Source organism: Acetobacterium carbinolicum (assembly GCF_047456275.1).
Classification (GTDB): Bacteria; Bacillota; Clostridia; order Eubacteriales; family Eubacteriaceae; genus Acetobacterium; species Acetobacterium carbinolicum.
In genome coordinates this window covers 2,831,005-2,845,806 of the sequence record NZ_CP173357.1, presented here as the reverse complement: position 1 = coordinate 2,845,806, position 14,802 = coordinate 2,831,005, and the positions used below count along the sequence as shown (strand labels likewise).

Annotated in this window: 9 protein-coding genes; 8 read left to right on the top strand and 1 reads right to left on the bottom strand. The window is 44.9% G+C overall.

The features are described from left to right. Window positions 1–19: 19 nt before the first annotated feature. The gene (locus tag ACIZ62_RS13250) at window positions 20–1,282 is read right to left on the bottom strand and encodes a glycosyltransferase (protein ID WP_414150355.1); all 1,263 of its coding nucleotides are present in this window, start codon (window positions 1,280–1,282) and stop codon (window positions 20–22) included. A gap of 699 nt (window positions 1,283–1,981) precedes the next feature. Here ACIZ62_RS13250 and ACIZ62_RS13245 point away from each other — a divergent pair. The 8 genes from ACIZ62_RS13245 to hflX all read left to right on the top strand — a co-directional run bounded on the left by ACIZ62_RS13245 (window position 1,982) and on the right by hflX (window position 14,800). Further along, window positions 1,982–2,920: a LysR family transcriptional regulator gene (locus ACIZ62_RS13245; protein WP_414150354.1), complete on the top strand. Its 939-nt coding sequence runs from the start codon at window positions 1,982–1,984 to the stop codon at window positions 2,918–2,920. Between the two features lie 134 nt (window positions 2,921–3,054). Next, the gene (locus ACIZ62_RS13240) at window positions 3,055–4,395 is read left to right on the top strand and encodes an MATE family efflux transporter (protein WP_414151860.1); all 1,341 of its coding nucleotides are present in this window, start codon (window positions 3,055–3,057) and stop codon (window positions 4,393–4,395) included. A 241-nt stretch (window positions 4,396–4,636) separates the two neighbouring features. Beyond that, complete coding sequence (locus ACIZ62_RS13235; RefSeq protein ID WP_414150353.1) at window positions 4,637–7,144, top strand: DUF3656 domain-containing U32 family peptidase; 2,508 nt, start codon at window positions 4,637–4,639, stop codon at window positions 7,142–7,144. 13 nt (window positions 7,145–7,157) lie between these two features. Further along, the gene (locus ACIZ62_RS13230; RefSeq protein ID WP_414150352.1) at window positions 7,158–9,527 is read left to right on the top strand and encodes an endonuclease MutS2; all 2,370 of its coding nucleotides are present in this window, start codon (window positions 7,158–7,160) and stop codon (window positions 9,525–9,527) included. A gap of 166 nt (window positions 9,528–9,693) precedes the next feature. Then, window positions 9,694–10,227 carry a dCTP deaminase gene (gene dcd, locus ACIZ62_RS13225; RefSeq protein WP_111889395.1) on the top strand — a complete coding sequence of 178 codons (534 nt, stop codon included), beginning with the start codon at window positions 9,694–9,696 and terminating at the stop codon, window positions 10,225–10,227. A 45-nt stretch (window positions 10,228–10,272) separates the two neighbouring features. Continuing rightward, the gene (locus ACIZ62_RS13220) at window positions 10,273–11,439 is read left to right on the top strand and encodes a cysteine desulfurase family protein (protein ID WP_111889396.1); all 1,167 of its coding nucleotides are present in this window, start codon (window positions 10,273–10,275) and stop codon (window positions 11,437–11,439) included. 16 nt (window positions 11,440–11,455) lie between these two features. After that, a complete protein-coding gene (gene thiI, locus ACIZ62_RS13215; RefSeq protein WP_111889397.1) occupies window positions 11,456–12,616 on the top strand; it encodes a tRNA uracil 4-sulfurtransferase ThiI in 1,161 nt (386 codons plus the stop codon). Between the two features lie 369 nt (window positions 12,617–12,985). Further along, entirely contained in the window at window positions 12,986–14,800 is a 1,815-nt protein-coding gene (gene hflX, locus ACIZ62_RS13210) for a GTPase HflX (RefSeq protein WP_111889398.1), read from the top strand. Window positions 14,801–14,802: the final 2 nt, after the last annotated feature.

The window sequence follows — 14,802 nt, the reverse complement described above, 5'->3', positions numbered from 1 at the left end:
TTGATTGATAGACGGCCCTTTAAATATTGTTTTGGCAATGGTTCTCAATAAAGGCAAGTGCAGTTTCGGTTCCATTTTCCCCATCGATAATGTTTTTTAGTGCATGCGTCTTTGATTGGATGGCTTCTTCTTCAAACTGGATGAAGCGTTGGATCAGCACGCGTGTTGTGATCTGGGCTTCCTTTAGCGGTTTTAAAGCATACCCCTGTTGATAGAGTCGGTTGGCCCAGAAGGGTTGATCCACCGAAAAGGGGATAATGAGCTGCGGTTTTCCGCTTTTGATGGCGGCCGCCATGGTTCCCACGCCGCCATGATGGACGATTCCTTTGCCATGGGGAAACAGCAATAAATGCGGTGCTGCATCGATCGTTAGCAGATCCGCATCTTCATCAAAATGCAAGCCGCTGTTGCCAGTTAAAAGGATGCCCCGTGAATGGGTGGATAAAAGGGCTTCCTGGAGACTGTGTTTAAACTGGGTTGGAGATTTTAAGGGCATACTACTAAACGAGATGATAATGGGGGCTGGTCCGGCACTTAAAAAGGCTGCGATTCTAGAATCAAGTTGCTCTTTTTGTGAATGACGATAAAAAAATCCCGGTGTCAGCACCCGACCCTCCCAGCTTGTTACTTCCGGAAACAAGGCCTTGCTAATCGGATAAATAATCGGGATGTCTTGACCATTAAGGGAAAAGGTATAGCGTCCGCTTTTGCGTTTGGGAAGATGAAGGGTTTTTTCCCTAAAGTCATTCACCTCATTAATACTTGATCGCTCGGCCTGAGCCATTACCGAATAGCTCCAGCGGTTGAAATGCTTGCCGAAATTTCTGGTAGCAGAGATGGCCAGGTTGGGAAATTCATCAATCGGAAAGGTAATCGGAACCGGAGGGACACTGATACAGGGAATGTTAAGAGCCTCGGCAATATCCGGGGCACCAAAGACTTTGGGATGATAGAGGATCACATCCGCCCCCTGGGTTGCTTCGTAGAACTGATCAAGGGTTTGTCGAAAGGCTGGGTTAATCACCTCGTCCAAATATTTTTTGGTGCGAAGTGGATGAGTCGCGGCATGTGCAAAAACCATTTGTCCTTCCTCGGTTTCCAGCATTGCCATCAGATCACTGGCAGCTTCTTTAAATTCGATTCCGGCTTTTTCAATAAAGGGTTTAAATGTTTTTCCGGTACAGATGACAGCTTGATGCCCTTTTTCCAGGGCTTTTTCTGCTAATGCGATAAAGGGCTCGACATCACCACGGGTGCCTAGGGTCAGGATTGAAATTCTCATTGATAAAACTTCCTTTCTCCTTCAAAATAAGTTGCATAAAACATGGTCTAGAGAGGTCACATGGCGACTAAGGGGTCAGACCCTCGCTCGCCGGCAGCACACGGTTTAATTTCTAACCCGTTCAATTTGTAACCTGTTCTAATTCAACTTATACAGTTTGCAATTAAATTTATTGATTAATCTGAATCATATCTGAACATTTTATATTTTTATCATACTTTTTTTACCCTGATTTTTCAAGAGGAATAAACATATTGATGAAGTAATGTAATTTTACCAGCGCATTAATCGCTTGGCGAATTAATACCAAGCTAAAAGACTTTATTAGGTTAATTAGGTGGGGAAAGCATGTAAAGCAGTGCAATTTGATTACGCGTCACCTGAATTAATCCATCCTTTTCCATTCGTATTAATTCCCGGGAGATAGCTACTGCGATCCGCCGACAAATAGTGGGCCAGTTTTTCCCGGCGAACGGGTAGATTAATGGTGGCTGATAATAGTTCTTTAAGATTCCCGGGTGTTTTTATTGAGGTGGTGTTGCATTTACGGTATAATAAAAAGATTGAAGTAGATAACCCAGATGATCCATCTTGACAAGATCGTGAAATGGGGTGGTTATTAAACGGCTTTAATCGGTGTCATTTAATACAATTGCTAGCACCCGTTAAGTAAATAGACGAGAATAAAGGTGAATGCCCATGGAAATCAAACAATTGACATATTTTCAGACCTGTGCGGAACTTCAGTCGCTGACAAAGGCAGCAGAAGTGCTCTATACCACCCAACCTCATGTCAGTATGGTCATTCGTGCCTTAGAAAATGAACTGGGGGTTCAGCTTTTTCACCGCAAATCAAAGGGGGTGGAACTAACTGATGCCGGAAAACGGATCTACGATTATAGCGCTAATCTCTTAAAGAATGCGGCCCTGATTACAGCGGCCGCGCATTCAGGGAACCAATTGCAGTTAAAAATCGCCACTAATCCCAGCAGTAATATGGCTGTATTGCTGGCCCGTTTCTATACCCTTAATCGGGCAAGTGATTTTTGTATCGACTACACTCAATGTGGAATTGAGAGAATGATCGCCCTGGTTTCAGACAAAGCGGCAGATCTTGGTTTTATTTTTGTAGCCGACAACAAAAGCCGGGCACTGCAGCATTTGTTAAAACAAAAACGGCTTGTTTTTGAGTCGCTGCTCTTAACCGATATGGTGCTATACGTCGGCAGGAATCACCCCCTTTATGGACAATCAGTAGTTGCTCCAGATATCCTTAAAACCTTGAAGTATGTACAGCTTCGGGATGATTATTTTACGCTGGAAGATCTGCTCGAAAGCCTGGCACCTAAAAGTCAGTGCGGATTTAATATCAACCGTGCTGTGGTTACCAACAGTGACCATGCGATGATCCAGTTGCTAAAACAAAGCGATTTGGCCAATCTCGGTAGCTACTGGCTGAAGGATGTTTATCGGCAATATGATTTTGAACGGATTAAGATCCATGGCTTTGAAAAAAAGGTTACCTTTGGGATCATTAGTCGGGAAGGTGAGAGCCTTCCCGATTTGGCTGATTCATTTCTGGATTTTGTCCGCCACGTGCTGCAGCGGGAAAACACTAAGAAATCTGAACTGGTATAAGAAATCCTTATCACAATGTCATAAATTATTGGTAATATCTAAAAAAAAAACCACTATGATATCATAACTATGGAGGTTTTTTTATGCAATCTTTTCAATCCGGAAAAACAATACAGAATCTTACACGTGGCTAGATTCCCAAAGTTCTTTTTATCTTTACACTACCGCTATTACTAACGCAGATTCTCCAACAGGTGTTCAGCCTTGTTGATGGTATGTTAATTGGTCAATACGCTGGCGGTGAAGCATTAGCGGCAGTAGGTATTGCAGGACTTTTTTTGTCTGTTGCGCTCAATTTTTTTATTGGCCTGTCCACTGGCATCAGTGTTTTAACGGCTAATCTTTTTGGAAGTCGTCAGTACGCAGCACTGAAACAAAGCATTACCACAGCACTTGTTATCGGGGGGGTGGCAGGAAGCCTGCTGACGCTTCTAGGGCGTGAGGTCATTCCTTTTTACCTTGAAGTTCTAAAAACGCCGGAACCTATTTTTACTGGAGCAAAAATGTATTTAGAAGTCTGTTGTTTTGGGTTGATTCCGCAATTAATTTACCAGATTGGCATGGCGATTCTCCGCTCGTTAGGCAATACTCGTTCGGCCTTGATTTTGTTGGGAATTACCACTTTAATCAATGTTTTACTGGATATTATATTCATCTTTTTCGGCCAGATGGGTATTATCGGTGCAGCCCTTGCTACTCTGATTGCCCAATGGCTGCTGGCCCTGCTGATGATTAATAAGCTACAATGCCTGCCTTTTGAGTATCGTCCATCCTTTAGCAAAGATGCCGTTAAGTTGTCGTTGATTCCTGAAATGATGCGGATTGGTACCCCTTCGGGGTTGCAAGCAATCTTTATGAGCCTGTCATCGTTGGTTATTCAAACTTACATCAATGGTTTCGGTGCTGCTGCCATTGCTGGAATGAGTGTCTTTGCCCGGATTGAAGGGTTTTTATATTTTCCCGCCTTTTCTTTCGGGATGGCGGTTACGGGCTTTGTTGGTCAGAATCTTGGGGCAAAAAAACCGCAACGGATTCGGCGTGGCATTGGTATTAGTATCCTCGCGGCGGGGGCCTTTACACTGGTTGGATCTTTACTATTGATGAAATTTTCCAACTCCTTATTGAATTGGTTCACCAATGATCCTGAGGTCATTCGCAATGGAAAGCAGGCTGTCGTTACGATTTTTCCCTTATATTTTTTCTATGCTATCAATCAAGTGTTAATCGGAGCGATTCGCGGTTTCAAAAAAACAGGCTATCCGATGATTGCCTCATTGATTGCCTACTGCCTGGTTCGGATTTTATGGTGCGCCCTGTTGCTGCCGCAGTTTAATGATCTGGGGGTGGTTTACACCAGTTATGTTATTAGCTTTGTCCTCTTGCTGGGCTTACTGATTTTTGGATATCAACGGTTTTGTCAGCCTTCGTATCAGCAACTCACGCTTTCAGCAGCAACTACCTCAATTAAATCATAAGCTTTGTTTTCAGGCAATGCTATAAATTCAGATAAAAATCTTTGGTGCTGTTAAAACGGGTCCCGATGTCCTTGATAAAGGGAGATGCTGGGAATAAAATAACCAGTTAGTTTGAAGTTCTGAACAGTGATTGAAATTCTTAATCACTTTTCAGAACTTCTTTATTTTAAATACTTATGTTATAATAATCAATTGCATAGAAGTTACGTAAAACATTAATTAACAGGAACATGAGGTAAAAATGAATAAAAAACCAGAACTGCTGGCACCTGCCGGAACAAGAGAAGCGGTCATTGCGGCCATCAATGGTGGTGCGGATGCAGTCTATTTTGGTGGCAAATCCTTTAATGCCCGTCGCAACGCCAAAAATATGACAGACGAAGAAATAACGGAAGCGGTTGCCCTTTGTCAGAAGCATCAGGTGAAAGTCTATATCACCTTGAATATATTAATTAAAAATAATGAAATGAGTGAATTGGTTAACACCCTTAATTTTCTAAAAGACCTTAATCTGGATGGCCTGATTGTTCAGGATATCGGACTTATTTATTTGATCCGCCACTATTTTCCGGAATTCAAGCTCCAGACCAGTACCCAGGCTTCCGTTTATGGGCTGGAAGGGGTGTTGTTTTTTCAGGAACAAGGATTTTCGCGAGTGGTTCTGCCCCGGGAAATGCCTTTAACTCAGGTAGCTGAAATCAAGAAAAAAGTCGAAGTGGAATTAAAGATATTCTCCCATGGAGCCTTGTGTTATGCTTATTCTGGTCAATGCCTAATGAGCAGCATGATCGGCGGTCGCAGTGGTAACCGGGGTCTCTGTGCCCAGCCCTGCCGGAAAGTTTATAAACTTTTTGATGAAGGCAATCGCCTGATCCAGGAAGGCTATCTTCTCAGTCCCAAGGACTTAAACACCTTAGATGACCTGGAGACAATCATCGCTTCAGAAGTGGATTCGCTAAAAATAGAAGGCCGGATGAAAACGCCGGAATACGTCTATGGGATTACCCGAGCCTATCGCGAAGCCATTGATATCGCTGCTGGTGAGACGGGTGAAAAAACAATCGATGATCAGGCGGTAATGCAGGTGTTTAACCGGGATTTCACCCGCGGACATCTTTTTAATGAAGCGGCACTTTTAAATGCTCAGGTGGGTAAGAATCGGGGCGTTTTAATTGGTCAGATTGTCAATTTACCTAAAACAGCAAAAAACCAGAATAAAAAAAGTGCCTATCAGCCCTTGGGGATTCGCCTTTATGAGCAAGCTGAGCTTTATGTCGGAGATGGCTTATCCTTTGGCGAGGACGGAAAAAGCGGTGCCAAAGTGGATGCGCTTTTTACCCCGGAAGGTCGGCGACTGGAAAAAGGTCACGGTGGCGAAACCGTAGCCATTCCCAGTCGGTACGCAGCTTCACCGGGAACACCGATTTATAAAAACTTCGATAAAAACTTAATGGATAACCTTAAACAACAGGGCTCTCAATCGCTTGAGCAACCCGGTGCTACAGTGAACTTCAAACTGCTTCTCAAGCTTGGTAAACCGGCTGAAATAGTAGCTGTTACCCAGGAGTATTCGGTCACTTATACAGCCGCTTTCTGTCCCGAAGTACCGCTGAAAAATCCCATTGATGAGGCGATGGTCCGGGAGCAGATTTCCCGAATTGGTGGCACCGGCTACGAACTGGGTACCATTTCCATGGCGTTGGATGATCGGATTTTTCTATCCCGCAGCCAGTTAAATACGCTGCGGAAAGAAGTATTACTTAAATTGGCGGAGGTGTTGGCAGACGCGCAAACAAATGACAAAAAGATCGGCAATTTAGATCAATCAATCACCATAGTTCCGCTGGAACAGGAATTAAAAGGCAAGTCGGAACGACTAGAGCAACAGCGTTCTGAACAAGATAACGCCCCAAAACGGGTTTCACTGGCATTTGAAAAAATGCCGGATAGCCTGTTTTTACAGCGATTGGATGGACTGGGATTGGATCAAGTCGTGCTGCCCTTATTTGGTGAAGCGGTGACTGATAAAATAGCGCTCCTTAAAGATTTAGGTGTTGAGGTGTTACTTAAAACGCCTAAGATTATGGATGATGATCTGACCCAACAGACCCGGCGATTATTATCCCGATTATTAGGCGCAGCGATGAAACCGGATGGCTTCTTAATCGGTAACTATGAAGCCCTTCATCTGCTAAATAATGAAAATCTTTATTTAGAGGCGGATCAATCATTTAACCTCTTTAATACCCTGGCAACCCGGGCGTTAAACGAGTGGGGCGTTGGTGGTGGTGTGTTATCGCCGGAATTAAATGAAGCAGAGCTTGTCGAAATGACAATAAATTCAGCTATCCAAACGGTGTTACCGGTATACGGTGTTCAGGAGCTGATGGTCAGTAAAAAATGTTTGTTTGGTTGTAAATCCTGTCCAGAAAAGAATAAAACCGGTTTGTGTCATCAGGAAATGACCGGGAAATTGGTGGATGAACGGGGGTTTGGCTTTCCGGCTGAAAGGGATGCTCAGGGTCTGATTCATATTTATAATGGCGATATCTTGTTTTTAAGGGAAGAAATCCTGGCACTCAAAGCCGTCGATACCTGGCGAATTAACCACCGCAACGAAAGCATGGAAAAATTAAGAACCCTTATCGGCTATTACAGCCAGGGGATTTATGATAAGCATTGGGGTCTTCCGGAAGGGCTTGGAACCGAAGGCACCACCCGGGGAAGTTTTAAACGAGGCGTGAAATAGAGGAGTGAAATAAATGGATCAAAGAAGTTTGAAGGTCTTGGAATATCATAAAATATTAAAAAGTCTGGGAGAACATTGTGTTACCCAGGGTGGGAAGGAGCAGGCGAAGCATCTGTTGCCGATGGAAAGCCTGACGGCAGTTAATCGGGGCCTTGATTTAACCAACGAAAGTCTGGGGATGATTCTTCGCAATGGTCGTCCACCCTTAGCGGAGGTACCCAATACCAGCGATTATGTCAAGCGGGCGGCGATTGGCTCAATGCTGTCGATGAAAGAATTGTTGTCGATTGCGACCTTACTGCGGATCGCCCGGGACATGGACAATTATTATCATGGCGATACGCAGATGGATACCCTGGTGTTACTAAAGGATCTGTTTGCCGCTCTGGAAACCTGTGAAGAACTGGAAAAGGAAATAAGCCGAAAAATTCTGGGACCAGAAGAAATGGCGGATAACGCCTCCCGGGAACTGTCGCGGATTCGGCGGGAGATGCAGTTTAAATACAAGCGAATTACCGAAAAACTCAGCCATATGATCAGTTCAACCGCTTATGAAAAAATACTTCAGGAAAAAATCGTTACGATCCGCAACAATCGCTATGTTATTCCTGTCAAGCAGGAATACCGCAGCCAGGTTCCCGGGATTGTTCTGGATAAGTCGGCTAGTGGCGCAACCCTTTTTATTGAACCGATGGCCGTGGTGGAACTAAACAACGATATCAAAATCCTGGTCACTGAAGAAGAACAGGAGATCGTCCGGATTCTTAAAGATCTCACCCAGAAGGTGGCCGATTTGCGGGATGAAATTATTTGTAATTATGATGTCCTGGTGGATTTGGATTTTCAGTTTGGCAAAGGCAAGTATGGCCTGACCATCAATGGCGTCAGAACCAGTGTCACCGAAACCGGTGCCATTTTGCTGTTACGGGCCAAGCATCCGCTGATTCCCGATGATCAGGTTGTCGCCTCAGATATTTATTTTGATGATGACATCGATACCATGGTCATCACCGGGCCAAATACCGGAGGGAAAACGGTCTCCTTAAAAACGATCGGGTTATTGAACCTGATGGTTCAGTCGGGGCTTTTTGTCCCGGTTCGGGAGGGCAGTAAAACCCGGATTTTTGCGGATATCTTTGCCGATATCGGGGATGAGCAAAGCATTGAGCAAAGTCTTAGTACCTTCTCTTCTCATATGACCAATATTGTCGAGATTATGAATAAGGCAGACCATAACGCGCTGGTATTGTTTGATGAACTGGGTGCCGGCACTGACCCCACCGAAGGAGCAGCGCTGGCCATTTCGATTCTTAATGCTCTGCATTTGCGCCGGGTAACCAGTGTATCGACCACCCATTACAGCGAGCTGAAAGAATACGCCCTGGTTACTCCGGGAGTAGTCAATGCCAGTGTTGAATTTGATGTCAAAACCCTGAGGCCGACCTATCGTCTGTTAATTGGGGTGCCGGGAAAATCCAACGCCTTTGAAATCGCCATGCGTTTGGGGCTCGGTGAAGAGGTCATTGAAAATGCCCGGGAACTGATCAAGAATGAGGCCATCCGCTTTGAAGAAACGCTGATTAAAATTGATGAAAAGCGTCGTCGTACTGAAGCCGAGCATGATGCCATCATTCGCCTGAAGCAGGAAACCGAAGCTCTGAAAGGGCAAATGGATCGACAAAAGCAGCAGTTTGCCGACGAACAAAAAGCACTGCTCCAAAAAGCTCAGGAAGAAGCGATGGAAATTGTTAAAAAAACGCGAGCCGAAACCGAAGAAATTTATCGCGAAATAAGGACCATTCAGGAAACCACGACCAATGCGGTTAAAGATAATAAAGAACTGGAAGCGATTCGCAAGCGGATTAAAGAAAAAGAAAAAAATATTTATCAATTTGGCAGCCGACCCCAAAATTATCAGGGGGCGGCTCTGGAGATGGATGACCTTCGCGTTGGGATGAAGGTTTACATCAACAGCCTGCGCCGGGAAGGGGAGGTTTTAAACCTGCTTCCCAATGAAAATAAAGCCATGATTCAGGCGGAGATGATCAAGCTTAAGGTCGATGTCGGCGATCTGAGTGTTTCAACGGCACTGGCTAAGCCGGAAGAGAAAAAGGTCACTTATAAAAAGGTGGATCGTCATGTGATGGATACAAAGCTTGATCTCCGTGGGAAAAATGGCGAAGAATCGCTATATCTGGTCGATAAGATGATCGGTGACGCGATGCTCTCAGGCAACAAGCAGCTTGTAATTGTCCACGGTAAGGGCACCGGAAGGCTCCGGGAGATCATTCATGAATACCTTAAAGGAAACCCCTTAATCGAAGAGTTCCGTTTGGGTGCGATGAACGAAGGCGGCTCCGGGGTGACCATCGTGACGCTATAAAAAAAGTCGACACAATTTAGAAAAGTGGCGATCACTTAGCGATAATACTTGTGTCAACAGATGCCATCAGACAGTTAAAAATTAACCTTGTAAATTTACAGCACCCATAATACAATTAATGAGAAAATTTCACAAGCACTTAGAATTTTGTAATTTTGGAGGAAACATGATTTTATCGGATAAAACCATTTATAAATATTTAGAAAGCGGTGAGTTGGTCATCGACCCACTGGAAAAGGGCCAGGTGCAGCCGGCATCCGTGGACATTCGTTTGGGGACCAGCTTTTTAAAACTGGATGAGAATAATTTTGAGGCCATGTCGCTTACAGACGAAATTAAGTATATATCCATGGAAGCAGATGAGATTGTTATTCCATCGAATTCGTTTCTTTTGGCAACAACGATGGAGTATATTAAGCTGCCCTGCAACCTGACGGCCTTTGTGGAGGGACGAAGCTCCATTGGTCGGATGGGGTTATTTATTCAGAATGCGGGATGGGTGGATCCGGGCTTTGAAGGGGAGATTACCCTGGAACTTTATAATGCCAACCGCCTGCCCATTAAACTGGAAAAGGGTCGACGGATCTGCCAACTGGTCTTTGCCCAAATGGATGGTATGGCCTTAAACCCCTATCAGGGGAAATATCAGGGGCAACGTTCGGCAGTGGGAAGCCGCATTTTTCTCGATGAGGAATGCTGATTCGGATCAGTAAAAACCTGACCCCGTGAGAGAAGGATCAAAACGATGAAAGAAATTTATTTAGATAATGCGGCAACCACCAGGGTCCATCCCCAGGTTGCTAAGAAGATGATGGATGCCCTGATGAATAACTATGGGAATCCATCATCACTCCACCGCTTGGGAATTCGGAGTGAACAAGCCATCAAGGAAGTTCGGGAAGCAGTCGCCCAAAGCCTGAACTGCCAAACCCCGGAAATCTATTTTACTTCGGGTGGAACCGAAGGTAATAATATGATTATCCAGGGGGTGGTAGAGAATAAAAAACGTAATCGAATGCGAATTATCACCTCAGCGATTGAACACCCATCGGTACTGGATGTATTTACCTTTTATGAAAACCATCAGATTGAAGTCGTTGTTCTCGGGGTAGACACCCAGGGACACATTGACCAGGATCAACTAAAAGCGGCGATCAACGAAGAAACCATCTTAGTCAGCATTATGGGGGTGAACAATGAACTGGGAACCATTCAGGATCTAAAAGCGATTGGCAAGATCGTCAAGATGGTGAATCCCAAATGTGTTTTTCATGCCGATTTTGTTCAGGGCTTTATGAAGATCCCCGTCGATGTTAAAGCTTGCCAGTTGGACGCTTTAACGCTGTCAGGCCATAAGATTTTTGGACCTAAAGGGGTGGGTGCGGTTTATATAAAAAAGGGTACGGATATTAAACCGTTGCTGCGGGGCGGCGGCCAGGAAAGCAATATGCGTTCGGGGACGGAAAATGTCCCGGGAATTATTGGTTTAGGAGAAGCCATTCGTTTGCGGAAAGACTCGTTTACCGCTGAGTTTGAAGTGATTAGAAACCTGCGAGCTGCTTTTATCGACGAAATCGAGGCGAAGATCGATGATATCAAAATAAACGGGGATCTCAATGGCAGTCCCTATGTGCTCAACGTTTCCTTTAACCGGGTACGGGGCGAGGTGTTGCTGCACAGCCTCGAAGCCAAAGGGATTTTTGTCTCTACCGGCTCAGCCTGTTCGTCTCATAAAAAGGAGAAACAGTATGTTCTTAAAGCGATTGGGCTGGCCGAAGAATATAAAGAAGGAACCATTCGCATCAGCTTTTCAAATGACATCACCCAAGACGATGTTAAGCCCGCGGTGGCAGCCATTGCCCAGGCAGTGGCAAGCTTACGGCTATTAGTTAAACCAAGAAAAAATAGATGACAGGAGCAAAAAAATAATGGAACATGTTATTCTGGTTCGATACGGGGAGATTGCCCTAAAAGGGTTGAACCGTAATTATTTTATCGAATTATTGGCAAAAAATATCAGAACTACCCTGCGCAGTGTACCATCGGCAAAGGTTAAAAAAATACAGGGGCGCTTGATTGTTAATGTCAGCGATGAAGATCTAAACCGGGCCATGGAGCGGGTGCAAAAAGTATTCGGGATTGTCTCCATTAGCCCGGCTATCGTCATTGACAGTGATATTACGGCGATTGAAGAAAATGCCATTGAGCAGGTACGATCGGCACAGGACATCAAAACCTTTAAGATCACCGCCAAACGGGGCGATAAAACCTTCCCGATCAAATCCCCCGATCTATGCTGTCGTCTGGGTGAAGTGGTGTTGGATAACGTTACGGGTATCACCGTCGATATTCACAGCCCGGATTTAAATCTGTGGGTGGAAGTTCGCGAACAGACCTATATGTATCATCAGTTTATTGCTTGCAACGGCGGTTTGCCGGTCGGCTGCAGCGGCAAAGGGGCACTTTTATTATCCGGCGGCATCGATAGTCCGGTGGCCGGTTATCTGATGGCTAAGCGGGGGGTCGAAGTCATTGGCGTCTATTTCCACAGCTTCCCCTTCACCAGTGACCGGACCAAGGAAAAGGTTATCGATCTGGCTAAGATCATGAGTCAGTATTGCGGCAAAATCAAACTCTTTGTCGTACCCTTTACCGAGATCCAAACCAAGATTGTGGAAATGTGTCCGGATCGGCAGACGACCATTATTATGCGTCGCTATATGATGCGGATTGCTGAGATGATTGCCAATAACGAAGGGGCCAAGGCGATGATTACCGGGGAAAGCCTGGGTCAGGTTGCCAGCCAGACGATGGAAGGGTTGGCGGCTACCAATGCAGTGGCCGAAATGCCAGTTTTTAGACCGCTGATTGGTTTTGATAAAACTGAAATTGTCAAGATTGCCGAAACCATTGGCACCTTTGAAACTTCGATCCTACCCTATGAAGATTGCTGTACCATTTTTGTGCCCAAACATCCGGAAACCAAACCAAAGGTTTCGGAGATGCTACGTTCCGAAGAAAAGATTTCGGAAATGATGGTAGAGATGATGGCCACAGCCGTGGCCGAATCTGAAGTGGTCACACTCTAGTTCATAATTTATGACTTTTTCAGATTAGTTTTTTATTTTGATAAAATTATGAATAAACAACTGAAGCAGTACCGACAATTGTTATATCATGTTGTACGCATCGGAGCGGACACGGCAGAGCCTGTCCGATTCTGCGCGCAGGCAACGAGCCAATCATAAGCTTGCTTATAGTTGGCGACTGCCCGCGACCAATGCGAAAGGAGCGTAGCAGATTTCGCATGGCGCGGCGAACAACAGATTAACAATTGGTCGGTACGGTAGTTTACAGAAAACCTGACCAGGCAATCATTTTGCCTGGTTTTTGTGTTATAATAAGTCATTCGATTAATCATTTTACAAATCATTTTATTAAGATAAAAGGAAAAAATAATGGCAGATAATAATAAAAGTGGCATTCGCCAAAGCTATATAAAAGAGTTGGATGACCTGGTTGGTTATGAAATGGAAAACCAGGTTCTTTTGGATGAATATGTGTTAGAAATCATGAAACGGTTGACCCTGGCAACGAAGCGAGAAGTGCTGATCTGCACCAATGACAAAAACCGGGTTCAGTGGGTGAATATCGGGGATGCAGCGACGGTCAATATCGGTAATGCCGAAATGTTATATCACGTTAAGGCGCTCAATAAATACCGGGTGATTCACACCCATCCCGGTGGCAATCCGCGACTGTCTGACGAGGATTTTTCAGCAGCAAAAAAGCAGAATCTCCAGTGCATTATTGCCATTGGGGTGGATGAAAAAATACCAGTAAGCTTTAGCATCGGTGTGCCAGTGGTTGAAGAAGCGACGATGGAATATGGTCAGGCATTGTTTAAAACCCTGAAGGAGCTCAATACGTTTCCGTTGGAGCATTACATTCTATTGGCAGATCGGTTTATCAAAGACGATCCTGACAATAAGTTTGATTCCGAAGATGAAGAAGAGCGCGCCTTGCTGATTGGTTTGGATCTGCCCGGAAACAAAGGGGTAGAGCTGGTTGACTCGATGGAAGAATTGCAGCAACTGGTAAAAACAGCCGGAGGAACCGTACTGGAACAGGTTTGTCAGGCCAGAAGCCAGATTGATACCACCTTTTATGTGGGCAAGGGCAAGCTTTCGGAACTGATCAAGGTGATTCAGAACAATGACATCAATCTGATTGTCGCCAATGACGAGTTGAACGCTCGCCAGATTGCCAATATCGAAGCAGCCACCGGAACCAAAACGGTGGATCGAACCACCATTATTCTGGATATTTTTGCCCGTCATGCCAAAACCAAAGAAGGCAAGCTGCAGGTGGAATTGGCCCAGCAGAAATATCGGATGAGCCATCTAAAAGGATTGGGGATTGTCATGTCCCGAACCGGCGGCGGCATCGGTACCCGCGGCCCCGGTGAAAAGAAATTAGAAACCGATCGGCGTCATATTCGCAAACAGTTAGAAGAACTGGAAGCCCGAATTGAACGGATCAATAAAAGCAATCAGCTCAATGCCGTTCAGCGCGGAAAAAATAAAATTAAAACGGTTGGTTTAATCGGCTATACCAACTCCGGCAAAAGCACCTTGTTTAATCACCTGACTCAAAGTGAGGTGGTGACCAAAGATGGTCTCTTTATCACCCTGGATTCGACCCTTAGAAAGGTCGATCCGGAACAGGGGGATTATCTGGTCTCGGATACCGTTGGCTTTATCGATAAGCTGCCTCATGATTTAATTAAGGCCTTTAAGACCACCCTGATGGAAGTGGAGACAGCGGATTTGCTGCTTCATGTGGTTGATGTTTCCAATCATAATTACGAGGCCCAAATCACCGTGGTTAATCAGGTTCTTATGGATATCGGTGCGGGCAACAAAAAAGTGATGATGGTCTATAACAAAATCGATAAATTGACCGAGGCGGACCGGGAAGCCTTTTTGCTTAAAAATCAGGAAGCCGTCGATGAGCTGACCCTCTATATTTCTGCTAAAGAAAAGCTCGAAGTCGATATTTTATTTGAAGCAGTGAGTCGGGTACTCGTTGGGGAAAAAAGAGAAATAAAGCTATTGATTCCCTATGATGACAACAAAGCGCTGGCGCAATTGCATGAAATGAAGGTGGTTCAGGAAATTGATTACCAGGCAGAGGGCAATCTGGTCACCATTGTAATGACTGATGATTTTCCGATTCATCTTTTTTTGAAGTATCAGGTAACAGAGGTATAAAG